Source organism: Micrococcales bacterium (assembly GCA_016703125.1).
Classification (GTDB): domain Bacteria; phylum Actinomycetota; class Actinomycetes; order S36-B12; family UBA10799; genus JADKAV01.
This window is the reverse complement of the sequence record JADJCR010000004.1, coordinates 276,289-299,750: the sequence shown is the minus strand read 5'-3', so window position 1 is coordinate 299,750 and position 23,462 is coordinate 276,289. Positions and strand designations below refer to the sequence as shown.

General features: G+C 67.4%; 24 protein-coding genes and 1 pseudogene. 14 read left to right on the top strand and 11 right to left on the bottom strand.

Annotated features, from left to right (window positions below; translation table 11 throughout):
• Nucleotides 1-55 precede the first annotated feature (55 nt).
• Nucleotides 56-451, top strand: coding sequence for a cupin domain-containing protein (locus tag IPG68_08295; GenBank protein MBK6763269.1), 396 nt, complete (start codon nt 56-58; stop codon nt 449-451).
• Nucleotides 452-556: 105 nt separating this feature from the next.
• On the opposite strand, the gene IPG68_08290 is transcribed toward IPG68_08295, so the two are convergent.
• From IPG68_08290 to sdhC, 4 genes are read right to left on the bottom strand one after another with little or no spacing between them, the layout of a single operon-like run.
• Complete coding sequence (locus IPG68_08290) at nt 557-1,294, bottom strand: succinate dehydrogenase iron-sulfur subunit (protein MBK6763268.1); 738 nt, start codon at nt 1,292-1,294, stop codon at nt 557-559.
• Nucleotides 1,294-3,042, bottom strand: a complete 1,749-nt coding sequence (locus tag IPG68_08285) for a succinate dehydrogenase flavoprotein subunit (protein ID MBK6763267.1) — start codon at nt 3,040-3,042, stop codon at nt 1,294-1,296. Before IPG68_08285 ends, IPG68_08290 begins: the two co-directional genes overlap by 1 nt.
• Before the next feature lie 8 nt (nt 3,043-3,050).
• Entirely contained in the window at nt 3,051-3,452 is a 402-nt protein-coding gene (locus tag IPG68_08280; protein ID MBK6763266.1) for a succinate dehydrogenase hydrophobic membrane anchor subunit, read from the bottom strand.
• A complete protein-coding gene (gene sdhC, locus IPG68_08275) occupies nt 3,449-3,844 on the bottom strand; it encodes a succinate dehydrogenase, cytochrome b556 subunit (GenBank protein ID MBK6763265.1) in 396 nt (131 codons plus the stop codon). The genes IPG68_08280 and sdhC overlap by 4 nt, the downstream gene beginning before the upstream one ends.
• Nucleotides 3,845-4,062: 218 nt before the next feature.
• Here sdhC and IPG68_08270 point away from each other — a divergent pair, with 218 nt between their 5' ends.
• From IPG68_08270 to IPG68_08240, 7 genes are all read left to right on the top strand, one after another.
• Entirely contained in the window at nt 4,063-5,154 is a 1,092-nt protein-coding gene (locus IPG68_08270; GenBank protein MBK6763264.1) for a BMP family ABC transporter substrate-binding protein, read from the top strand.
• Nucleotides 5,155-5,220: 66 nt separating this feature from the next.
• Nucleotides 5,221-6,723, top strand: a complete 1,503-nt coding sequence (locus IPG68_08265) for an ABC transporter ATP-binding protein (protein MBK6763263.1) — start codon at nt 5,221-5,223, stop codon at nt 6,721-6,723.
• Nucleotides 6,716-7,927 carry an ABC transporter permease gene (locus tag IPG68_08260; protein ID MBK6763262.1) on the top strand — a complete coding sequence of 404 codons (1,212 nt, stop codon included), beginning with the start codon at nt 6,716-6,718 and terminating at the stop codon, nt 7,925-7,927. Before IPG68_08265 ends, IPG68_08260 begins: the two co-directional genes overlap by 8 nt.
• Nucleotides 7,924-9,204, top strand: coding sequence for an ABC transporter permease (locus IPG68_08255; GenBank protein MBK6763261.1), 1,281 nt, complete (start codon nt 7,924-7,926; stop codon nt 9,202-9,204). Before IPG68_08260 ends, IPG68_08255 begins: the two co-directional genes overlap by 4 nt.
• On the top strand, nt 9,201-9,593 hold the full coding sequence (locus IPG68_08250) for a cytidine deaminase (protein MBK6763260.1): 393 nt from the start codon (nt 9,201-9,203) through the stop codon (nt 9,591-9,593). The genes IPG68_08255 and IPG68_08250 overlap by 4 nt, the downstream gene beginning before the upstream one ends.
• 12 nt (nt 9,594-9,605) lie before the next feature.
• Entirely contained in the window at nt 9,606-10,655 is a 1,050-nt protein-coding gene (locus tag IPG68_08245) for an adenosine deaminase (GenBank protein ID MBK6763259.1), read from the top strand.
• A 131-nt stretch (nt 10,656-10,786) separates the two neighbouring features.
• On the top strand, nt 10,787-11,029 hold the full coding sequence (locus IPG68_08240; GenBank protein ID MBK6763258.1) for a hypothetical protein: 243 nt from the start codon (nt 10,787-10,789) through the stop codon (nt 11,027-11,029).
• A gap of 34 nt (nt 11,030-11,063) precedes the next feature.
• On the opposite strand, the gene IPG68_08235 is transcribed toward IPG68_08240, so the two are convergent.
• Complete coding sequence (locus IPG68_08235) at nt 11,064-11,396, bottom strand: hypothetical protein (GenBank protein ID MBK6763257.1); 333 nt, start codon at nt 11,394-11,396, stop codon at nt 11,064-11,066.
• A 67-nt stretch (nt 11,397-11,463) separates the two neighbouring features.
• Entirely contained in the window at nt 11,464-12,717 is a 1,254-nt protein-coding gene (gene larE, locus IPG68_08230) for an ATP-dependent sacrificial sulfur transferase LarE (protein ID MBK6763256.1), read from the bottom strand.
• Nucleotides 12,718-12,759: 42 nt separating this feature from the next.
• Between larE and IPG68_08225 the strand changes: the two genes are divergently transcribed.
• From IPG68_08225 to IPG68_08210, 4 genes are all read left to right on the top strand, one after another.
• The gene (locus tag IPG68_08225) at nt 12,760-13,101 is read left to right on the top strand and encodes a hypothetical protein (GenBank protein MBK6763255.1); all 342 of its coding nucleotides are present in this window, start codon (nt 12,760-12,762) and stop codon (nt 13,099-13,101) included.
• Complete coding sequence (locus tag IPG68_08220) at nt 13,098-14,342, top strand: helicase-associated domain-containing protein (GenBank protein ID MBK6763254.1); 1,245 nt, start codon at nt 13,098-13,100, stop codon at nt 14,340-14,342. Before IPG68_08225 ends, IPG68_08220 begins: the two co-directional genes overlap by 4 nt.
• On the top strand, nt 14,339-15,973 hold the full coding sequence (locus tag IPG68_08215) for a DEAD/DEAH box helicase (GenBank protein ID MBK6763253.1): 1,635 nt from the start codon (nt 14,339-14,341) through the stop codon (nt 15,971-15,973). Before IPG68_08220 ends, IPG68_08215 begins: the two co-directional genes overlap by 4 nt.
• Nucleotides 15,974-16,059: 86 nt before the next feature.
• Nucleotides 16,060-16,383: a hypothetical protein gene (locus IPG68_08210; protein MBK6763252.1), complete on the top strand. Its 324-nt coding sequence runs from the start codon at nt 16,060-16,062 to the stop codon at nt 16,381-16,383.
• Between the two features lie 251 nt (nt 16,384-16,634).
• On the opposite strand, the gene groL is transcribed toward IPG68_08210, so the two are convergent.
• The 5 genes and pseudogenes from groL to mshA form a co-directional block, all read right to left on the bottom strand.
• Complete coding sequence (gene groL, locus IPG68_08205) at nt 16,635-18,260, bottom strand: chaperonin GroEL (GenBank protein MBK6763251.1); 1,626 nt, start codon at nt 18,258-18,260, stop codon at nt 16,635-16,637.
• A 273-nt stretch (nt 18,261-18,533) separates the two neighbouring features.
• Nucleotides 18,534-18,848 (bottom strand): hypothetical protein, encoded by a 315-nt coding sequence (locus tag IPG68_08200; GenBank protein MBK6763250.1) that lies wholly within the window; start codon nt 18,846-18,848, stop codon nt 18,534-18,536.
• A 37-nt stretch (nt 18,849-18,885) separates the two neighbouring features.
• Entirely contained in the window at nt 18,886-19,629 is a 744-nt protein-coding gene (locus IPG68_08195; GenBank protein MBK6763249.1) for a phosphoglyceromutase, read from the bottom strand.
• Between the two features lie 51 nt (nt 19,630-19,680).
• Nucleotides 19,681-20,202, bottom strand: coding sequence for a YbjN domain-containing protein (locus IPG68_08190; protein MBK6763248.1), 522 nt, complete (start codon nt 20,200-20,202; stop codon nt 19,681-19,683).
• Nucleotides 20,151-21,410, bottom strand: a pseudogene (gene mshA, locus IPG68_08185) (D-inositol-3-phosphate glycosyltransferase). Before mshA ends, IPG68_08190 begins: the two are co-directional and overlap by 52 nt.
• Here mshA and IPG68_08180 point away from each other — a divergent pair.
• Nucleotides 21,372-22,742, top strand: coding sequence for a two-component sensor histidine kinase (locus tag IPG68_08180; protein MBK6763247.1), 1,371 nt, complete (start codon nt 21,372-21,374; stop codon nt 22,740-22,742). The pseudogene mshA and the gene IPG68_08180 sit on opposite strands and share 39 nt — an antisense overlap.
• Complete coding sequence (locus tag IPG68_08175; GenBank protein MBK6763246.1) at nt 22,739-23,422, top strand: response regulator transcription factor; 684 nt, start codon at nt 22,739-22,741, stop codon at nt 23,420-23,422. Before IPG68_08180 ends, IPG68_08175 begins: the two co-directional genes overlap by 4 nt.
• Nucleotides 23,423-23,462 lie beyond the last annotated feature (40 nt).

The window sequence follows — 23,462 nt, the reverse complement described above, 5'->3', positions numbered from 1 at the left end:
CCGCGACGCTCCGTGCGCAGGGCATAGGCTGGGACCGACGAGAGGCGGTGGGATCGTGATGGCTCGCGATGATCTGGGCAGGCTGATCGCCATGAGCGGCGACGACATCGAGGCGCTGCAGTGGGAGACCACGGACTCCCCTGGGGTGCTTCGCAAGACGCTGTGGCAATCCGGGGACGTGACCCTGGGCCTGATGAAGGTCGATGAGGGTTACGTGAACCCCGAGCACGCCCACCACGCGGCGCACCACCACATCCTCGTGCTCTCCGGTGAGAGCACCATGGTGGGCAAGCGGGTCGGCCCCGGGTCTTATGTCTACATCCCGCCGACGGTCCCGCACGCGGTCACCGATGTGTCCGCCGGCGGCTGCACCTTCTTCTACACCTACCGGCCGCTGGAACACGCGCACCGGGAGTCGCCGTTGGACAGTGAGCACGGCGGCGTGGTCTGAGCCGGCCGGTCCCTCCGGCCAGTGTCGTGGTGTTGCACAACGCGTTCGTACCTAGGTGGACACCCGGATGCGGTATCAACCCAGCACTGGCGTGGTCGCCCCGCCTCAGTCGCGGCGGAACATCAGCGCGCGCTTGACCTCCTGGATGGCCTTGGTCACCTCGATGCCTCGGGGGCAGGCCTCCGTGCAGTTGAAGGTGGTCCGGCAGCGCCAGACACCCTCCTGGGAGTTGAGGATGTCCAGGCGCACGTCCGTGCCGGCATCCCGGGAATCAAAGATGAACCGGTGCGCGCCGACGATGGCCGCCGGGCCGAAGTACTGTCCGTCGGACCAGAACACCGGGCAGCTCGTCGTGCAACAGGCGCACAGGATGCACTTGGTGGTGTCGTCGAACACGGCCCGGTCCTCAGCGGACTGCAGGCGCTCCCTGGTGGGCTCGTGCCCCTCGGGCATCAGGAACGGCATCACGTCGCGGTAAGCCGCGAAGAAGGGCTCCATGTCGACCACGAGGTCCTTCTCCAGTGGCAGCCCCTTGATGGCCTCCACGACGACCGGCTTCTTGATGTTCAGGTCCTTGATCAGGGTCTTGCAGGCCAACCGGTTGCGGCCGTTGATCCGCATGGCGTCGGAGCCGCAGATGCCGTGGGCGCAGGACCGCCGGAACGTCAGCGTGCCGTCGACCTCGTCCTTGATCTTCTGCAGCACGGTGAGCACCCGGTCGGTCGGCAGCGCCTGTACCTGGTACTCCTCGTAGTGCGGCTCCTCGTCGGTCTCCGGGATGAACCGCGCGATCTTGAACGTGACGTCGAGCCGGACGACCTGATCGGGAACGGTGGCAGTCATCAGTACTTACGCTCCATCGGCTGGTAACGGGTGACGACCACGGGCTTGTAGTCGAGGCGCACGCTGGTGTCGCCGTTCTCCCCGACGTGCCGGTAGGCCATGGTGTGACGCATGAAGTTGACGTCGTCGCGGGCCTGGTAGTCCTCCCGGGCGTGCCCGCCGCGGGATTCCTTGCGCTCGATGGCGCCCACTACGAGCACCTCGGCAAGGTCGAGCAGGAAGCCGAGCTCGATGGCCTCCAGCAGTTCGGTGTTGTAGCGCTCTCCCTTGTCGTGGATCGCCACGTTGCGGTAGCGGCGCTGCAGTTCCTGCACGTCGGACAGGGCCTGCTTCAAGGTCGCTTCCGTGCGGTAGACCTGGGCGTTCATGTCCATGGTCTCCTGCATGGCTCGGCGGATCTCCCCGACTCGTTCCCCGCCGGTCGAATCCCGCAGCGATCCGACCAAGTCGGCGACGAAGGCCGCCGGGTCGTCGGGCAGGTCCGGCAGGTCCGCGCCGACCGCGTACTCGGCGGCCGCGATACCGGCGCGACGGCCGAAGACGTTGATGTCCAGCAGCGAGTTGGTGCCCAGGCGGTTGGCGCCGTGCACACTCACGCAGGCGCATTCCCCGGCGGCGTACAGCCCCGGCACCACGGTGTCGTTGTCGCGCAGCACCTCGGTCTCGATGTTGGTCGGGATGCCGCCCATTGCATAGTGCGCGGTGGGGAACACGGGGACCAGTTCCGTGATCGGGTCCACCCCGAGGTACGTGCGGGCGAATTCCGTGATGTCGGGCAGCTTGGTCTCGATCTGCTCGGCAGGCAGATGGGTGAGGTCGAGGTAGACGTAGTCCGCATCGGGACCCGCGCCGCGGCCCTCCCGCACCTCCTGCACCATCGCCCGGGCGACCATGTCGCGCGGGGCCAGGTCCTTGATGGTCGGGGCGTAACGCTCCATGAAGCGCTCGCCGTCCTTGTTGCGCAGGATGCCGCCCTCGCCGCGCGCGCCCTCGGTGAGCAGCACGCCCAATCCCGCCAGGCCGGTCGGGTGGAACTGGTAGAACTCCATGTCCTCCAGCGGCAGACCGTTGCGCCACACGATGCCCATGCCGTCGCCGGTGAGGGTGTGTGCGTTGGACGTGGTCTTGTACACCTTGCCGAAGCCACCAGTGGCGAACACGACCGACTTGGCGCGGAACACGTGGATCTCGCCGGTGGCAAGTTCGTAGGCCACGACACCTGCGGTGCGCTGCCCGTCCTCGGACATCACCAGGTCCAGCACGTAGTACTCGTTGTAGAACTCGACGTTCTGCTTGATGCAGTTCTGGTACAGCGTCTGCAGGATCATGTGGCCGGTGCGGTCGGCGGCGTAGCAGGCTCGGCGCACCGCGTCCTCGCCGTGGTTGCGGGTGTGTCCACCGAAGCGACGCTGGTCGATACGGCCCTCGGGAGTCCGGTTGAACGGCAGGCCCATCTTCTCGAGGTCGATGACCGCGTCGATGGCCTCCTTGCACATGATCTCGGCGGCGTCCTGGTCGACCAGGTAGTCACCGCCCTTGATCGTGTCGAAGGTGTGCCACTCCCAGTTGTCCTCCTCCACATTGGCCAGGGCGGCGCACATGCCACCCTGGGCGGCTCCGGTGTGGGAGCGGGTGGGGTACAGCTTGGTCAGCACTGCCGTGCGGGCCCGGGTGCTGGACTCGAGGGCGGCACGCATGCCGGCCCCGCCGGCACCCACGATGAGGACGTCGTGTTGGTGGATTTGCATCATCTACCTCAGCTGATGTTGGGGTCGAAGGTGAAGATCACGAGCGTGCCGAGGGCGATCGTGAAGACGGTCGCGGTCAGCAGGGCGGCTTTGAGCCAGAAGCGGGTCTGGTCGCGCTCGGAGTAGTCGTTGATGATCGTGCGCAGACCATTCGCGCCGTGGATCATGGCCAGCCACAACTGCAGAAGGTCCCACATCTGCCAGAACGGGCTGGACCAACGACCGGCGACGAAGCCGAAGTTGATGCGCTGCACACCGCCGTCGAGGATGTTCATGATCAGCAGGTGGCCCAGGACGAAGAAGATGAGCACGATGCCCGACACCCGCATGAAGATCCAGGACCACATCTCGTAGTTCGTGCGCCCGCCGCTGCGCGCGGTCTTGGGGTTGTTCAGAGCCGGTGCGCTCATGAGGTGCTCCCGAACAGCGACTCGACAGTGTGCTGCAGCATGAAGAAGGTACCCGGGACCATCAGGACCAGCCAGATGGCGACGATCGCCCAGGTCATCTGCCTCTGCACCCGTGGTCCCTTCGACCAGAAGTCGACCAGGATGATGCGGATCCCGTTGAGGGCGTGGAACAGCACGGCGCCGACCAGGCCCACCTCGAGGAGGTTGACGATCGGGGTCTTGTAGGTCGCAATGACCTCGTCGTAGGCATTCGGGGAGACCCGCACCAGAGCGGTGTCGAGCACGTGGACCAGCAGGAAGAAGAAGACCGCCACACCCGTGATGCGATGGGCGACCCAGGTCCACATCCCCTCATGCCCCCGGTAGAGCGTGCCGGTGGAAGCCTTGGGCACATTTACCTCCTTGGGCGTGAGTACGTCCTCATGCTAGTGGGAGGCCCGGCCAGTGGCTGTCCCAGAGTCGGCAATCGGCCGGTTCGTCCGGTGATGGACGCACCCCCGCGGCCCTGCCGTGGGCACGAAACATGCCCGCAATGAAACGGCGCGTTGAGCAGCATCGTCATGTAATGCAGGCGTAAAGTCCACGGCGTACCCCTATTTGGAGGAGTCAAATGAAGAAAATGCGTTTCGCGGCGCTGGGAGCGGCAGCCGCATTGACGCTCGGTGCATGTGGCAGCGCCCCTAGCGACAGTGACAGCAGCGGGTCGCCGGCCGCCTCGGGCAGCAGTGACTTCGTCGCGTGCATGGTCTCCGACGCCGGTGGCATCGACGACCGCTCGTTCAACGCCAACGCCTACAAGGGCGTGCAGGACGCGGTGGCCGAGTTCGGGATCCAGGAGAAGTTCCTGGAGTCGAAGAGCCAGACCGACTACGCACCGAACATCAACTCGCTGGTCAACGACGACTGCGGGATCATCATCACCGTCGGGTTCCTCATGGAGGACGCCACCAAGCAGGCGGCCGAGGAGAACGCGGAGGAGAAGTTCGCGATCGTCGACGCGGCCAGCGACCCGAAGATCGACAACATGAAGGGCCTGGTGTTCAACACCGCGCAGTCGTCCTTCCTGGCCGGTTACCTGGCGGCAGGCATGAGCCAGACCGGCAAGGTCGCCACCTTCGGCGGTCTGCCCATCCCGTCGGTGACCGCCTTCATGGACGGCTACTGGGAGGGCGTGCAGTACTACAACGAGCAGAACGGCACGAACGTCGAGGTGCTCGGGTGGGACATGAACTCCCCGGACAGCGGTTCGTTCGCCGGTGGCTTCGATGACCAGGCAAAGGGTCAGCAGCTGGCGAAGAACTTCATCCAGCAGGGCGCCGACATCATCCTGCCGGTGGCCGGACCGGTGGGTCTGGGTGCCGCCAAGGAGGCCCAGTCCACAGGCAAGGCGGACATCATCTGGGTCGACAGCGACGGTTACGAGTCCGCTCCGCAGTACAAGGACGTGTTCTTGACCTCGGTGCTGAAGAAGATCGATGTGGCGGTGACCGACACCATCGGTGAGACCATCGAGGGCAACTTCTCCAGCGAGGAGTACGTCGGCACACTCGAGAACGAGGGGACCGGCCTGGCGCCGTTCCACGACTTCGAGAGCCAGGTGCCCCAGGAGCTGAAGGACCAGCTCGAGCAGATCAGGCAGGGCATCATCGACGGGACCATCGAGGTCACGTCGCCGAACCAGCCGGGAGCCTCGGCTAGCTGATTGCGTGTGGGGGGTCCGGGCCGAGCCCGGACCCCCCACCGGTTCATTCCACGAGAAGGGTCGCCCGTGAAGCTGGAACTGCGGAACATCACCAAGAAATTCGGAGACTTCGCGGCCAACGAAGACATCTCGTTGACCGTCAACCCGGGGGAGATCGTGGCCCTGCTCGGCGAGAACGGCGCCGGCAAGTCGACCCTCATGAACGTCGTTTACGGGCTGCTGGAGCCGACCTCGGGCCAGATGTTCGTCAACGACGTGGAAGTGAAATTCGACGGCCCGGGTGATGCCATGGCCGAGGGCATCGGCATGGTCCACCAGCACTTCATGCTCATCCCGGTGTTCACCGTCGCCGAGAACGTCATGCTCGGCCACGAACACACCAAGGGTATGTTCCTGGACCTCGAGACGGCCCGCACCGAAGTGAGCCGGGTCTCCGAGGCCTACAACTTGCACGTGGACCCCGATGCCCTGGTGGAAGACCTGCCGGTCGGTGTCCAGCAGCGCGTCGAGATCATCAAGGCCCTGGTGCGCGACGCCGGCGTCCTCATCCTCGACGAGCCCACCGCGGTGCTCACGCCGCAGGAGACCGATGAGTTGCTCGGGATCATGCGCGACCTCAAGGAGAAGGGCACCAGCATCGTGTTCATCTCGCACAAGTTGCGCGAGGTGCGCGCGGCCGCTGACCGGATCGTCGTCATCCGCCGCGGCAAGGTCGTGGGAGAGGCCGCGCCGGAGGCCACCCAGGCGGAACTGGCGGGCATGATGGTCGGCCGCGAGGTGAGCCTGACGGTGGACAAACCGCCGGCCAACCCAGGCGCACCGGTGCTGAGTGTGAAGGGACTGTCGGCGGCTGACCTCGACGGCCGGCCCATTCTGCGCGATCTGAACTTCGACGTGCGTGCCGGTGAGATCTACGGGATCGCCGGGGTGCAGGGCAACGGCCAGACCGAACTGGCCGAGGTGCTGACTGGCCTGTTCGAGGGCGAGGTCACCGGTTCGATCACGCTGGACGGCAAAGAGTTGCTGGGCCTGGCGCCGCGACACATCCTCGATAGCGGCCTCGGCTACGTTCCTGAGGACCGCGAACACGACGGGTTGATCAGTTCCTTCACCGTGACCGAGAATTTGGTCCTCGACCAGTTCGGCAACCCCCCCTATTCCTCCGGCGGTGTGCTCAAGAGCGCGGTCATCGACAAGAAGGCGGGGGAGCTCATCGAGGAGTTCGATGTGCGAACGCAAGGGGCTGCCGCGCCGGTGTCGTCGCTGTCCGGTGGCAACAAGCAGAAGGTCGTCATGGCCCGCGAGATGTCGCGGGAGCTGCGGGTCCTGGTGGCGTCGCAGCCGACCCGTGGTGTGGACGTCGGCTCGATCGAGTTCCTGCACAAGCGCATCGTCGCCGAGCGGGAGCGCGGGGCGGCCGTCCTGATCATCAGCAGCGAGCTCGACGAGATCTACGCCCTCAGCGACCGGATCGCGGTGATGTACCGGGGTGCGATCATCGGCGTCGTCGGCCCCGAGACCTCGCGTGACGATATGGGCCTTCTCATGGCAGGAGTGACCAATGAGTGAGACCGCGACACAGAAGGCCCCCAGCGGTTTGCGCACCGCGATGAGCGGGACCGCCGGCATCACGTTCCTGTCGATCGTGATGGCCCTGATCATCGGGGCGTTCTTCATCGCCTTCTCCGACCCGGCCGTCCAGGACGCCAGCAGCTACTTCTTCTCCAAGCCGTTGGACACGCTCAGCGCCGCGTGGACGTCGGTCGTCGAGGCCTACAAGGCCCTGCTGACCGGCATGCTGTTCGACCCCTCGAAACTCTCCACAGAGGGTCTGGTCGGCGCATTGAAGCCGCTGAGCGAGACCATCACCATGGGCACGCCGCTGATCCTCGGCGGTCTGGCCGTGGCGCTGGCGTTCCGCGCCGGACTGTTCAACATCGGCGCCGAGGGCCAGATCATCCTCGGTGCGATCGTCGCAGCCTACGTCGGCTTCACTTTCTCCCTCCCGTGGTTCATCCACTTGCCGCTGGCGGTGCTCGGTGGCTTCATCGGAGGCGCGATCTGGGGTGGCATCGCGGGTTTCCTGAAGGCCAAGACCGGCGCGCACGAGGTCATCACGACGATCATGCTGAACTGGATCGCGATCTACCTCGTGGCCTGGCTGCTGACCAAGCCCGCCTTCCTGCGGGAGGGCCGGCAGGACCCGATCAGCCCCCCGGTGAACTCGGGTGCGGAGTACCCGACCATCGTCGACGAGTGGCGGGTGCACGCGGGCATCATCATCGCCCTGCTGGCCGCGGCGGGGGTGGCCTGGCTGTTGGACAAGTCGACGCTCGGCTTCCAGTTCCGGGCGGTTGGCGCGAACTCCAGTGCGGCACGCACCGCCGGTATGAACGTCGGCCGCATGTACTTGCTGGTCATGCTTATCGCCGGTGGTCTGGCGGGGCTGGCCGGCAGCGCGCAGGTGCTGGGCACGGAGAAGTCGCTGACCGGCGGGATCTCTGCGGGCATCGGTTTCGACGCGATCACGGTGGCCCTGCTGGGCCGGGCGAACCCGTGGGGTGTGGTCGCAGCCGGCCTGCTCTTCGGTGGCCTGCGGGCCGGTGGTCTGAACATGCAGACCCAGACCGGTACGCCCATTGACATCGTGCTGGTGATCCAGGCACTGATCGTGCTCTTCATCGCGGCACCGCCGCTGGTCAGATCGGTCTTCCGACTGCCTGAGACCGGCAGCGCCGGCTTCATGCAGACGGCGAAGGGATGGAACGGATGAGCGTCGCAGAAGCCCCCGCGCCCGAGGTCCTCCCTGAGGTGCACATCGTCCCGCCGACACCGCGGGTCGTGAAGGTCATGATCGCCTTGGGCATCCTGGCGCTGGTCGTCTTCGGCTTCCTCACCGATGCCGGTAAGGACGTCACGTTCCAGCTGACGCTGGGCGACGAGGCGCTCGCGCTGCCCGAACTCGTGCTGCCCGCCAAGCTCAGCGCGATCGTCTTCAGCCTGATCGCACTGCTCGCCTCCGTGGGCGCGCTGTTCGCAGCCCGGCGGGAGCGGCCCTGGTGGCCCTACGCGACGGTCTTCGGGATCTTCTTCGTCCTGGCGTTCCTGTCCTGGGCCGTCGCGGGCAGCTCCATCAACCTCGTGGGCCTGTTGCAGGGCTCGCTGCTGCTGGCGGTGCCGCTGGTCTTCGGGGCGATGTCCGGCATCCTCTGTGAGCGTGCCGGTGTCATCAACATCGCCATCGAGGGTCAGTTGCTGACCGGGGCCTTCGTGGCGGCGGTGGTGGCCAGCCTCACGCAGAACGCCTATCTGGGCCTCATCGCCGCACCGCTGGGCGGGTTGTTCATCGGCGCGCTGCTGGCGGTGTTCGCCATCAAGTACTTCGTGGACCAGGTCATCCTGGGCGTCGTCCTGAACGTCCTCGCCGTGGGTCTGACGTCCTTCTTCTACGGCCGGCTGCTGTCGCCGAACCAGGAGACGTGGAACTCCCCGCCGACGTTCTCGCCCATCGCGATCCCGGTGCTCAGTGACATCCCCATCATCGGGCCGATCCTGTTCAACCAGAACATCGTCGTGTACCTGATGTACGTCATCGTGATCGTCATCAACGTCGCGCTGTTCCGCACCAAGTGGGGCCTGCGGGTACGCGCAGTCGGCGAGCACCCGCAAGCCGCCGACACCGTGGGCATCCAGGTCAACAAGGTGCGGTTCCGCAACGTTCTCCTCGGCGGCATGGTGGCCGGACTCGGCGGAGCGTTCTTCACCATCGCCTCGGTCGGTGCCTTCGGCAAGGAGATGACGGCGGGCAAGGGCTTCATCGCCCTGGCGGCAGTGATCTTCGGGCGCTGGAAGCCGTTGGGCGCGCTGGCCGCGGCGCTGTTCTTCGGATTCGCGGACAACCTCCAGAGCGTGCTGAGCATCATCGGGACGCCGATCCCGAGTGAGTTCATGCTGATGACCCCGTACCTGGCCACCCTGCTCGCCGTGGCGGGACTGGTCGGCAAGGTGCGTGCACCGGCTGCGGACGGCGTGCCGTACAAGAAGTCATGACCGACTTCGAGCCACTACGGGCAGCGGCACGCGCGGCGCTTGAGCACTGCTACGTGCCCTACTCGAAGGTTCCGGTGGGTGCCGCAGCGCTCGTCGACGACGGCCGTGTCATCAGTGGTTGCAACGTGGAGAATGCGTCGTACGGAGTGACCCTGTGCGCGGAGTGCACCCTGGTGGGGGCGCTGCGGATGTCCGGGGGAGGGCGCTTGGTGGCGTTCTCCTGCTGTGACGGTGAGGGCGCACTACTGATGCCCTGCGGACGCTGTCGGCAACTGCTGTACGAGTTCGGCGGCCCTGAATTGCTCATCGACCATCCTGACGGGACCAAGACCCTCGACGACCTGCTACCGAGCGCCTTCGGGCCTGCGAACCTCCACAAGGACGTCTGACAGGATCGAGGTATGCAACTCGCCGAGATCCGCGCCCTGCCGAAGATCCTGCTGCACGACCACCTCGACGGCGGCCTGCGCCCGCAGACCGTGATCGACCTCGCCGCCGAATGCGGGTACGACCAGTTGCCCACCCGGGATGCCGGGGAACTCGGCCAGTGGTTCGTCGATGCGGCCGACAGTGGGTCACTGGTCCGGTACCTGGAGGGTTTCGAGCACACGGTTGCGGTCATGCAGACCGAGGAGGCGATCCGCCGGGTCGCCGCCGAATGTGTCGAGGACCTCGTGGCGGATGGCGTGGTGTACGCCGAGGTCCGTTTCGCCCCCGAGCTCTTCACCGCGGGTGGTTTGAGCATGGGGCAAGCGGTGGAGGCGGTGCTCGATGGGTTCGACACCGATCTGGACATCGAGGTCAACGCGCTGCTGTGCGCGATGCGGCAGGCCGACCGCGGTAGCGAGGTGGCGGACCTCGTGATCGCCTTCCGGGATGACGGGGTCGCCGGCATGGACATCGCCGGGCCCGAGGTCGGATTCCCCGCGTCGCTGTTCGCCGAGCCGTTCGCCACGCTGCGCCGGGCCATGTGTCACTACACGATCCACGCGGGCGAGGCGGCCGGGGTCGAGAGCATCCGGGACGCCCTGGCCGTCTGCTCCGCGGAACGGCTCGGGCACGGTGTGCGGATCATCGAGGACATCCGGGTGTCGGGAGAGGCTGCCGAGATCGGCGAGGTGGCGCAGTACGTGCGCGACCGCGAGATCCCACTGGAGGTGTGCCCGTCGTCGAATCTGCAGACCGGTATCGCCGACTCGATCGCCGAGCACCCGGTGACGCTGCTCAACGATCTCGGTTTCACGATCACGCTCAACACGGACAACCGGTTGATGAGCGGGACCTCGTTGAGCCAGGAGATGCACAGTCTGGTGGAGGAGGCGGGCTGGGACCTGCAGGACCTCTACGGCGCGACCATCGCGGCGGTCGACGCGTCCTTCCAGTCGTTCGACGACAAGGCCGACCTGATCGTGGACGTGATCCAGCCGGGGTGGAGCGCCCACATCGATTAGCCGCACCCCACAGGTGAAGGCGGGAGCGATACGTTCATCCGGGAGCGATGCGACCGCGCGGTTTCGCTCCCCGGTGTCGGTATCGCTCCCGCCCTCGGCTGGGGTGTGACCGACCGGCGTAGGCTCCAGATATGCGCAACAGATCCGTGTCGATCGGTCTGGTGCTCTTCGGCGCTGGGGTGGCCGTCACCCTGCTGGTGCTGTCGCGGCTGGTGTTCGACGAAGCGCCGCTGTTGCCTGTGCTGTGGTTCCTGGCGATGCTCAGCGGCGTGGGCTTCGCCATCCTGCTGGGTTGGCTGTGGGTCCAGTCGCGACGCCGTCGGCGGAAGATCAGGGAGGCGGTGTCCGCCCCCGGTCCGTCGAACCCCGCCTGACGCTGAACCAGTTCACGCCTCGGCCCGCATGCAGTCAGAGCCCGCTCAGGCCTTCGCCGATGACGAACAGTCCGAAGAACAACGACGCCATCACGGTGAGAAACATGGCCACGAGGCTGACGACCGAGCGTTGGCGTCCCCGCCATACCGCCAGAGCGTTGACCACCGCGGCGAGGACTGTGAGTAGCAGCCCGATCACCGGCATCAGGAAGGTATCGGTGACCGGGTAGGCCTCGGCAAAGACCGTGGTGATCACCGGCAGCGCCACCCAGGACCCCAACCCGACCACGGCCAAGGCAACAGCCACCCAGCCGAACGCGGACGTCGGAAGAATCGCGGCAGGACTACGCTTCAGATCGCTACTCATCGCAGCCACCCCTGACTCTATTCTGCGCGCCGCCCCGGTGATCCCGGCGGTGCAGTGCGCTTCTGGCCTACGTCGGCGGTGTCCGGCCCTCATTCATCGAACCGGACCGGAAGCCCTGGGGGTCGATGTGTGCCTCCCGGAAGCCCGTGGCCTGCACCGCCGCCACCACCGACTCCTGCCACGGCCCCGGCCGCTCGAGGAGGTCCGGGTCCACCTCGATCCGGGCGGAGTCGCCGAGGTCGCGCACTCGGATGTTCACCGAGGCGACCTGCGACGCGGCCAATGACGAGCGCACTGCGATCTCGGCGGCTTCGACGCGGGCCAGGCGGGTGCGGGAGATCTCGATGCCGTACGCGACTCGGCTCGACAGGCACGCCGCCTGCGGTTTGTCCCACACAGGCAGGCCCCAGGCGCGGGCCGTCGCACGGATGGTCGCCTTGTCCAGCCCTGCGTCGGCCAGCGGGGTCACGGCGCCACGCTCGGCGGCTGCGCGGATACCCGGGCGGAAGCCCGCCACGAGGTCATCGGCATTCGTCCCGGTGGCGACCCGGGAGCCTGCGGGCAAGGCGCCGAGGTGGTCGGTCACCACGTCGAGCAGTTCCGCCTTGCAGTAGTAGCACCGCGAGGTGCTGTTCTTGCGGTAACCCGCGCGCTGCATCTCGTCCGTCGCGGCCTCCACGTGACGGGCGCCGATGCGTGCGGCGAATTCCCGGGCGTAGTCGAGCTCCGCGGCCGGCAGGGAGGGGCTCACGGCGGTGACGGCGAGCACCCGATCGATCGGCAGCGAGCGCAGCGCCGCGGCCAGCAGGAAGGCGGAATCGACGCCGGCCGAGAAGGCGATCAGCAGTCCGGGGTAGTCGGCTAGGTCGTCGCAGAGGGCCTTAACCCGATCCGCGTTCGCGTCAACTCCCGGCATGTACGTAACGTAGTGCGGATGGCTTCTAATGCAATTCCCCGGTCCCCACGGTCCCTCGCCGACGATCTGCGTGGCCGTACGGCCGGGCAAGTGACGCGCCTGCTGCGTCTCAGGCCGGATCTCCTGCACCCCTGGCCGGCCGATCTGAGTCAGTTGGCCCGCCGTGCCGCCGACGACGCCAGCGTGCTGGAGGCGATGCAATCCCTCAGCACGGTGCAGTTGCGCGTGCTGGAGGTGTTCGCATGCCTTCACGAAGGGACGATCGAGGACACTGAGCAGGGTCTGCCGGACGACCCCGAGCAGGTCCGTGCTGCTGTGGACCGGCTCTGGTCCATGGCTTTGCTGTGGGGGGGTCCGCAGGTGTATCGGATCACCCGGGCCGCACAGCAGGCCTTCGGCGCCCATCCCTGTGGACTCAGTGCCGCGGGTCACGCCGCCGTCGACGACGTGTCGGTTCGCGCAGCAGCGGCAGGCTGGGACACCGATGAACTGGAGGATCTGCTGTGGCACGACCCGGTGCGGCAGGCCGCTGACCCGCTGCTCATTCCCCGCGGGGATCATTTCGTCCTCGCCCGGGAATCCGCCTTGGTGCTGCGCGACGGTGCATTCCTGCGACCCGTGGATCCGCCCGCGCCGGCTCCCGACGTCACCCCTGCCGGCAACGTGCTCATGTGGGCGCCGTTGGCCGGGGTGCGCTACGTGCTGACCGACCTGGCCCGCGAGCCGCTGCCCTGGCATCCGGTGCGGGGGTCTCGCGACGCACGGTCAACGATCGGTCCGCCTCCATGAACGCGCCCGCCGATGACTTGTTGACGTGGCTGGAACTGGCAGCGATCGCGGGTCTGATCGGTCCGGCGAACGACACGGTGCGGCCGACTCCCGCTGCTGAGACGTGGCTACATGCCGACCCGACCGCCATGTGGGCCACCCTGGTGGATTCCTGGCTGGACAGTGACCGCCCCCTCGGTGCCTGCCAGCCCGAGGAACTCGGCAGCCTCACCCTGACGGGCAAGCCGCGCACCGCCCACCACCGGCGTCATGTGCTGGCTGTGTGGCCCCCCCACGCCGACCTGCTGCAGGAGACGGTCGCGTGGGAGCGTCCGCGCATGCATGAGGCGCAAGCGCAGGCCGCGGGGTTCCTGGACGAGGCGGTCCGGCTCGGGCTCGTCGTCGGGGGAGTGCCCACAGTTGCGATGGCGGCCCTGCCGGACGATGTGGCGGCTGCGGCTGCTGAGGTGCCGGCTGCGGATTCGGGTGGCCTGATCGTGCAACCCGACCACACCGTGATCGCCCCGCTCTCGGTGGACACCGGGACCTGGCGGTTGTTGCAGGACGTCGCCCACGTCGAGTCCTGGGGTCCGGTGACGACACACCGCATCGACCCGGCCCGGTTGCGCACCGTGGTGGCCGGGCGCGAGCCGGACGAGCTCCTGCAGAGGTTGGCTCGGATGTCGCGCACCCCGTTGCCGCAGTCCGTCGAGTACCTGGTGCGCGACGCAGCACGCGCCACGGCGGCCCGTGTGTACCGCGCGACTGTCGTCGAAGCCGGTGGCGCGGACACCGCTGCGCTGACCGAACTCGGGCTGACGAGGGTGACGGACCACCTGTTCACCACCGACTTGCCGCTGACCGTGGTCGAGCAGCAGTTGGCGGCGGCAGGGATCAGCGTGGCCGCACACGCGGAACCGGTCGCCGGAACGCCCTTCGACGTGCAGCGGGTGGCAGCCGTCCCCGATGAGCACAGTGTCAATCGATTGGTGGGGTTGCTGTTGGGTGAGCATGCGCTGTCCGACGTCGGTCCGCCGACGCTGCAGGACGCCGATCCCGCGACCATGGTCGACGTGTGTCTTGAGGCCATCGGCAAAGAGCAGCGGCTGTGGGTGCAGTACCCCGACGGTGATCTGGACCGCATCGAACTCATCGAACCGATCGAGGTGCGATCGGGGCGTTTGACCGGATGGAGTCTCACCGCCGGACGCACGCTGGGGGTGCCGCTGGCCCGGATCGCCGCCTACCGGAGCGCGCAGTGACGGACGGACCGCTGATCGTCCAGAGCGATCACACGTTGCTGTTGGAGGTCGACCATCCGCAGGCTGCCACCTGCCGCCGGGAGATCGCCGTGTTCGCAGAACTGGAGCGCTCGCCCGAGCACGTGCACACCTACCGCCTCACCCGACTCGGGTTGTGGAACGCCCGCGCCGCCGGGCACGATGCCGAACAGATCGTGGACACCCTCGTCCGCTACTCGCGCTTCCCGGTCAGCCCCGCGCTGCTGCTGGACATCAGCGACACGGTCAGCCGATACGGGCGGCTGGAGTTGCACAACCACCCCGCCCACGGCTTGGTCCTGGTCAGTCACGACCGCGCGGTGCTCACCGAGGTGCAGCGGCACAAGAAGACCTCCGCCATGCTCGGGGCACAGATCGACGACGACACCGTGGTGGTCCACCCCAGTGAACGCGGGCGTCTGAAACAGGCGTTGCTCGCCATCGGCTGGCCCGCCGACGACTTGGCGGGCTACGTCGACGGTGAGCAGCATCCGATCGCCTTGCGCCAGGAGGGCTGGCACCTGCGCGAGTACCAGCAGCAGGCTGCGGAGAACGTCTACCACGGCGGCTCGGGGGTGGTGGTGCTCCCCTGTGGTGCGGGCAAGACGATCGTGGGTGCGGCGGCGATGGCCTTGGCGCAGGCCACCACCCTGATCCTGGTGACCAATACCGTGGCCGCCCGGCAGTGGCGCGACGAACTCATGGCGCGGACGTCGTTGACCGCCGATGAGATCGGGGAGTACAGCGGTCAGTCCAAGGAGATCCGGCCGGTCACGATCGCGACCTACCAGATCCTCACGGCCAAGCGAAAGGGCGTGTACGCGCACCTCGAGTTGTTCGACGCCCGCAACTGGGGGCTGATCATCTATGACGAGGTGCACCTGTTGCCCGCCCCGGTGTTCCGCTTCACCGCCGACATCCAGAGTCGCCGCCGGATCGGCCTCACGGCCACGCTGGTGCGTGAGGACGGCCGGGAGTCCGACGTCTTCGCCCTGATCGGGCCCAAGCGGTTCGACGCCCCGTGGCGCGACATCGAGGCGCAGGGTTACATCGCACCGGCCGATTGCTGCGAGATCCGCGTCAGCCTGCCCGAGTCCGACCGGATGGTGTACGCCCTTGCCGAGCCGGAGGACAGGTATCGGCTCGCAGCCGCCTCACCGGTGAAGTCCGAGGTGGTTCGGCAGTTGATCAGCATGCACCCCGACGAACAGATCCTGGTGATCGGGCAGTACCTCGATCAACTCGACGAACTCGCGGCCGACCTCGACGCCCCCCTGATCACCGGCAAGACCCCCGTGCGAAGACGACAGGAACTGTTCGACGCCTTTCGCGCTGCGGAGGTCCGGGTGCTCGTCGTCAGCAAGGTGGCCAACTTCTCGATCGATCTGCCGGAAGCCCGCGTGGCGATCCAGGTGTCGGGGACGTTCGGTTCCCGGCAGGAGGAGGCGCAGCGGCTCGGCCGGGTGCTGCGGCCGAAGTCCGACGGCGCCACCGCCCACTTCTACACCGTCGTCACCCGGGACACCGTCGACGCGGACTTCGCGGCGCACCGCCAGCGCTTCCTCGCCGAGCAGGGCTACGCGTACCGGATCACCGACGCCGCGGATCTGTAGAGGAATGGGGGTGGACAGCGCGCCGAAGGTGTGGGCAGAATGGACGCCCAACGTAACGATTTGATTACGAAGACGGGAGGTGTCCGATGTTCCCCGAGAAGACAGTTCAGGTCCCGGCGGCACGCAGCGCTGTCGCTCCTGCCCAAGCCCAACTCAACGAGACCGCGGACCGGCTCGTGCTCGAAGTGGTCTACGCGGTGGATGACGGCTACACCGGTGTGCCGGAGTGCCAGCGGCTGATCGCGTGGCTCAGCGCTGAGTTCCTGCCCTGGGTGCAGTCCCGGTTCGCACAGGCCCCGCCAGCACTGTTGGAGTTGCGGTCGGTGCTCGACCAGATGCACGGTTCCAACGGCCAAGAGGCCGCCCAATTGTCGATGCAGGCAAGAACGTTGGTGTTCCGCCTGCTCTGAAGCCCGCTTCCCGTCGCCTCCCTCGGGAAGTCACCAAGTGGACCCCGGCTCCGCCAGAGCCGGGGTCCACTCATGTCCTGAGGGCATGCTTGCCACGCCACGCCACGCCACGCCGCTCGCGAGGTTGGAGGCCGTGCACCGACCGAAAGCGGGCCAACGCCGTGGACATGCCGACGGCCGGCCCCGAAGCGGTGAACGTGACGAGGGGCCGACCCCTGCTGGGATCGGCCCCTCGCGGGTGTTGAGCAGGACTAGAAGTCCATGCCACCCATGTCACCGGCACCCGGGGCGACCGGAGCGGCCTTCTCGGGCTTGTCGGCCACGACGACCTCGGTGGTCAGGAACAGCGCGGCGATCGACGCGGCGTTCAGCAGCGCGGACCGGGTCACCTTGGCCGGGTCGATGATCCCCGCCTCGATGAGGTCCACGTAGTCGCCGGTCGCGGCGTTCAGGCCGTGTCCGGGCTCGAGGTGACGCACCTTCTCGGCCACGACACCACCTTCCAGGCCCGCGTTCACAGCGATCTGCTTCAGCGGCGCCTCGACGGCGACCCTGACGATGTTGGCGCCGACGGCCTCTTCGCCATCGAGCTCCAGCTTCTCGAAGGCAGCTTGCGATGCCTGCAGCAGCGCAACGCCGCCACCGGCGACGATGCCCTCCTCGACGGCCGCCTTGGCGTTGCGCACGGCGTCCTCGATGCGGTGCTTGCGCTCCTTGAGCTCGACCTCGGTGGCGGCGCCGGCCTTGATCACCGCAACACCGCCGGCCAGCTTGGCCAGGCGCTCCTGCAGCTTCTCACGGTCGTAGTCGCTGTCCGAGTTCTCGATCTCGGCGCGGATCTGGTTGACCCGTCCGGCGATCTGGTCGGCGTCACCGGCACCCTCGACGATGGTCGTCTCGTCCTTGGTGACGACCACCTTGCGGGCGCGGCCGAGCAGCTCGATGCCGACGCTCTCCAGCTTGAGGCCGACCTCCTCGGAGATGACCTGGCCACCGGTGAGGATCGCGATGTCCTGCAGCATGGCCTTGCGGCGGTCACCGAAGCCCGGTGCCTTCACAGCCACGGACTTGAAAGTGCCGCGGATCTTGTTCACCACGATGGTGGCCAGGGCCTCGCCCTCGACATCCTCGGCGATGATCGCCAGCGGCTTGCCGGCCTGCATGACCTTCTCCAAGATCGGCAGCAGGTCCTTCACTGCGGAGATCTTGGAGTTGACGATGAGGATGTAGGGGTCCTCGAGGACGGCCTCCATGCGCTCGGGGTCGGTCACGAAGTAGGGCGAGATGTAACCCTTGTCGAAGCGCATGCCCTCGGTGAGCTCGAGCTCCAGGCCGAAGGTGTTGCTCTCCTCGACGGTGATGACGCCTTCCTTGCCGACCTTGTCCATGGCCTCGGCGATGATCTCGCCGACGGTCGTGTCGGCCGCGGAGATGGACGCGGTGGACGCGATCTGCTCCTTGGTCTCGACCTCCTTGGCCATGCTGAGCAGCTGCTCGCTGATGGCCTCGACGGCCTGCTCGATGCCGCGCTTCAGCGCCATCGGGTTGGACCCGGCGGCGACGTTGCGCAGGCCCTCGCGGACCAGTGCCTGGGCCAGGACCGTCGCCGTGGTGGTGCCGTCACCGGCCACGTCGTCGGTCTTCTTGGCGACCTCCTTCACCAGCTCGGCGCCGATCTTCTCGTAGGGGTCCTCGAGCTCGATCTCCTTGGCGATGGACACGCCATCGTTGGTGATCGTGGGGGCGCCCCACTTCTTCTCCAGCACGACGTTGCGGCCCTTCGGTCCGAGGGTGACGCGCACTGCGTCAGCCAGGGTGTTCATGCCGCGCTCAAGAGCGCGGCGGGCTTCCTCGTCGAAAGCGATAATCTTCGCCATCGGTTGCTTTTCCTCCCGCACATGGGTGGGTGTGGTGGGGCCGGGTGCCCGCGACGGACGACCGTTCGGCGTGCGGTCACGTCCCGCGTGCCGAGAGCGGTCTCACCCTGCGCCCTTTAGCACTCTCCCGCTGAGAGTGCTAAAGACATTGTTAGCACTCACCTGCGGAGAGTGCAAGTATGAGTCGTCGTGGGTGCAGTCCACCGGGGCCTGCGGGAGGGCACCAGCAGCGCGCGCCGTCGTCGGGCCACGACGCAAGAGCGAGCGCCGGAACTAGTCCTCGAAGGACTCCAGGTCGTGCAGCACGTCGTCGGACAGCGACTCTTCCTCGCCGCCGTCCTCCTCGTAGTGCATCGCGGACTCCTCGGCGGACAGGTCGCTGGTGTCGTGGCTGTCCCAGGCGATCTCCTCGGAGGTGCGGTCGTTGCCCTCTTCATCGTCCTGGGAGACCAAGTGCCCTACCCGGTGGTCCTCGCCGTCGCGGATCTCGGTGAACAGCGGACCGTCGGTCCCCAGTTCCCGGCTCAATTCGCCCCAGAGTTGCGCCACAACCTCATCGCCGGGACGATCTCCGAACTCCCTGCTCATGATGGCTCCTCGGATCTGCCTACCTCCACAGTAACTCTCACTGCTTGCCTTGGTTAGCCACTGCCGCAGCCGCCGAGGCCGCAGCCTCCGGGTCGAGGTAGCGCCCGGGACCGGTGGGCCGCAGATCGGCGTCGAGGTCGTACACCAGCGGGATACCGGTCGGGATGTTCAGCCCTGCGATGTCGGAGTCCGAGATGTCCTCCAGGTGCTTGACCAGGGCCCGCAACGAGTTGCCGTGTGCCCCGACCATCACGGTGCCGTATGTCGACAGGTCGGGAACGACCGCGTCGTACCAGTACGGGAGCATGCGCGTGACGACGTCCTTGAGGCACTCGGTCAGCGGCCGGATCTCCGGCGGCAGACCGGCGTAGCGCGGGTCGTCGATCTGGGAGTACTCGTCATGGGGTGCGATCGGGGGCGGCGGGGTGTCGTACGAGCGGCGCCAGAGCATGAACTGCTCCTCACCGAACTCCGCAAGGGTCTGCTTCTTGTTCTTGCCCTGTAACGCTCCGTAGTGCCGCTCGTTGAGCCGCCACGACCGGCGCACAGGGATCCAGTGCCGGTCGCAGGTCTCCAGCGCCAGGTTCGTGGTCCGGATCGCCCGGCGCAGAACCGACGTGTGCACCACCTCGGGCAGCACCCCGGAGTCCGCGAGCAGCGCGCCCGCCGTGCCGGCCTCCGCGACGCCCTTGTCGGTCAGGTCAACATCGACCCAGCCGGTGAACAGGTTCAGCGCGTTCCATTCGCTCTCGCCGTGGCGCAACAGGATCAGTGTGGTCATGGCCCAAAGGTATCCATGGCCACACCGCCGATGGCGGGCGGCTGGAGCCGGTCAGTCCCGCGGCCGAAGATGTTCGAACGCGGCGAGGTTGCCTGTGGACTCCCCGCGGGACAGTCGCCAGCGCCACTCCCGTTCGATGGCCGAACGGAATCCCAGCTCGAGGATCGTGTTGAAGGAGCCGTCAGCCTCGGTGAGCACGGAACCGAGTACTTGGTCGAGTACGTCGGCACTGACCGCCGCTGCCGGGATCCGGCCGACCAGGTAGATGTCGCCGAGCTGGTCGATGGCGTACGCGACCGCGAACAGGCGGCGGTTGCGCTCCAGCAGCCAGCGGTGGAGCTCGCCGGTGTTCTCATCGGGATGCCGGGCGACGAAGGCGTTGATGGACAACGAATGCGACCCGGCCACCAGGGAGACCGTCGTGCGCAGCTTGTGTTCGCCGGGCAACACCAGCGTGACGGTGTTCCCGGCGATTTCGTGGTCCAGCCCGGAATCCGCCAACCACGACTGGATCGCCTCGATCACGCGTACCGCCGCATGAGGATCGGCCGCTCCCGCAGGGCCAGGTCGTATGCCCGCCGGGTGGCGTCGGCGGTTGCCGACCAACTGAAGCGTTCGGCGTGCTTGCGGGCCGATTGGGCCATCCGGTTCCGTCGTGCCGGCTCGCCCACGACCAACTCGAGGGCGGTGGCGAAGTCGTGGGGGTCGTGACCGGCCACCAGGACACCACCGTCGCCCACCGCGGTCGTGAGGCCGCCTACCCGGCTGGCCACCACGGGAGTGCCGCATGCCTGCGCCTCGACAGCGACCAGGCCGAACGACTCGGAGTAGCTGGGCACGACCACGGCATCCGCAGCCCGGTACAGGTCCGGCAGCGCGTCGCGGGTGATGGGGTCCATGAACCGCACGACGTCCTGCAGACCGAGGTCGGCCACGAGTTTCGGCAGGTCCTCGGCCCGTTCGATGCCGGAACCCGAAGGGCCGCCGTTGATCACCACCCGCAAGCGGGGGCGCCACTGCGGGTGCCGCGCAACCAGGTCCGCGGCGGCCGCGACGAGGACGTCCGGGGCCTTGAGCGGCTGCAGTCGCCCGACGAACAGCAGCACGATGTCGTCCTCGGCGAAGCCGTAGCGCGTGCGGGCGGCGGTCATCGACCCGGGGAGAAGGCGCGCAGATCCACACCCGGCAGAGCAACCGTGATGCGCTCGGGGTCCGCGTCGTAGAGCGTGATGAGGTCGTCGGCCTCGGTCTCGGTGTTCGCAATCAGGCGATCCGCGGCCGCTACCACCTGCTCCTCACCCGATACCCGCTCGTACGGCTCGGGTGTCACCCGCGGCCAGCGTCAGGTTCTTGACCTTGGCCATGGTGTGCATGCTGTGGACCAGCGGGATCTGCCAGCGCTCCGCAGCCACCCAGCCCACCTGACCGGACAGCCAGTAGTGGGAGTGCATCAAGTCGTAGTAGCCCTCCGGGCGATGGGCCTGGGCGTGCAGGACCGAGGCGGTGAAGGCGCACATCTGGGCGGGCAACTGCTCCTTGCGCAAGCCCTCGTAGGGCCCCGCGGTCACGTGGTGCACCGTCACGCCGTCGACGACCTCCACCAGGGGCGGCTGCTCGCTGCTCGTCGCGCGGGTGAATATCTCCACCTGCGTGCCGGCCAGGGCGAGTTCCTTGGCGACCTCCAGGACGTAGACGTTCATCCCGCCGGCGTCACCGCTGCCGGGTGTGGCGAGTGGGGAGGTATGCATGGAGACCATGGCCACCCGATTCGCTGCGTGCATGCCTTCCAGTGTGAACGATGCCCGCAGCGGCCGCCCCCGGAGCCCGTGACGCTGTCGGTGAACGCCGCGTGGGGGCGTACGCCAGGTGAACGGCAGGCAACCGGGCGGAAGCGTCCACTGGCGTGGCGCTGCCGGGTGACCGCCGGGTTACGTACGCTCGGGACTGTGACCGGAGTGTGGGTCCTCATCGCCGCAGTGCTGGGCATCGTCATTGGCGTGCTCGCCGGGCGCTGGACCGCTCGCCCCGGCGACCGCACCACCGACGCGCCCGGCTTGGATGTCCTGCAGTTGGCCGAGACCGAACGCATTCTGTCCGCGCTGCCCGGAGCGTCCATCGTGGTCGACTCCTCCGGCACGCCGGTACGGGTCAGCAACCGGCCGCTGGCGCTGACGCTCGTGCAGAACGGCCGCATCGCCATCCCCGAGATCTCGGCGATGATCGCCGATGTCCGCCGTGACGGCGCGATCCGCGAACACGACCTGTCCGTCAGCCGCCCGCCCCTGGGCCGCGGTCTGATCACGCTGCGGTTGCGGGTGGCGCCGCTCGGGCCGGACACAGTGCTCGTGCTCGCCGAGGACCTGTCGGAGTCTGCTCGGGTGGACGCTGTCCGCCGCGATTTCGTGGCCAACGTGAGCCATGAGCTGAAGACGCCGATCGGCGCGTTGAGTCTGCTGGCCGAAGCCGTCCTGAGTTCTGCAGACGAACCGGACGCTGTGCGTCACTTCGCGGGCCGTATGGAGGCCGAGGCGGGCCGCCTGAGTGCGCTGGTCGGTGACCTGATCGACCTTAGCCGGCTGCAGGGCGAAGACCCGCTCAAGGAGTCTGAGCGCGTGGACATCGACGCGGTGCTGGCCGAGGCGCTGGACACCACCCGGCTGCTGGCCCAGAACTCGCAGATCGAGGTGGTGGTCGATGGCGCTTCCGGACTGGCCGTGCTGGGGGTTGAGGCGCACCTCGTGACCGCCCTGCGCAACCTGCTGACCAACGCCATCACCTACAGCCCGCGCGGAACCAGGGTGTCGGTGGCGACGCGCCTGTCGCACGGGGTGGTCGAAATCAGCGTCACAGACCAGGGCATGGGCATTCCGGAGAACGAGTTGCACCGGGTGTTCGAGCGGTTCTACCGCGTCGACCAAGCGCGCTCGCGAGTCACCGGTGGCACCGGCCTGGGCTTGTCCATCGTCAAGCACGTCGCGGAGAACCACGGCGGTGAAGTGGGGGTGTGGAGCGTGCTCGGCGAGGGCAGCGCGTTCACCCTGCGCCTGCCGCCGTACTCCGCCGACGACATCCCCCTGTCCCCCGCTGCCGTCGAAGAGGAGAGCAACGTATGAGCCGGATTCTTGTGGTGGAGGATGAGCAGTCGTTCAGCGACGCTTTGTCCTTCATGCTCCGCAAGGAGGGTTTCGACGTCACGGTGGCCGCCGACGGCCAGGTGGCGGTGGACCTGTTCGAGCAGGACGGCGCGGACATCGTGCTGCTGGACATCATGCTGCCCGGCATGTCGGGCACGGAGGTCTGCCGGCGCATTCGCATGACCTCGCAGGTGCCCATCATCATGGTGACCGCGAAGGACTCCGAGATCGACAAGGTCGTGGGCCTGGAACTCGGCGCCGACGACTACGTCACCAAACCGTTCTCCTCACGCGAACTGGTGGCCCGGATCCGCGCAGTGCTGCGACGGCGGACACCTGAGCGCGCGCATACCGATGAGGGGTCGTTGCAGGTCGGGAACATCGTGATGGACGTCGAGCGCCACGTCGTGACAGTCGCCGATTCCACGGTCAAGTTGCCGCTCAAGGAGTTCGAACTGCTCGAGGTTCTCATGCGCAACGCCGGCCGGGTCCTCACCCGCGGCCAGCTCATCGACCGGGTCTGGGGGGCCGACTACGTCGGGGACACCAAGACCCTCGATGTGCACGTGAAGCGCCTGCGTTCCAAGATCGAGCCGAACCCCGCCGAGCCCCAGTGGCTGGTGACCGTGCGGGGCCTCGGATACAAGCTCGAGGTCTGAGGTGGGGCGTTAGCCGCCGAGGGCGGTCTGGCGGTACCCG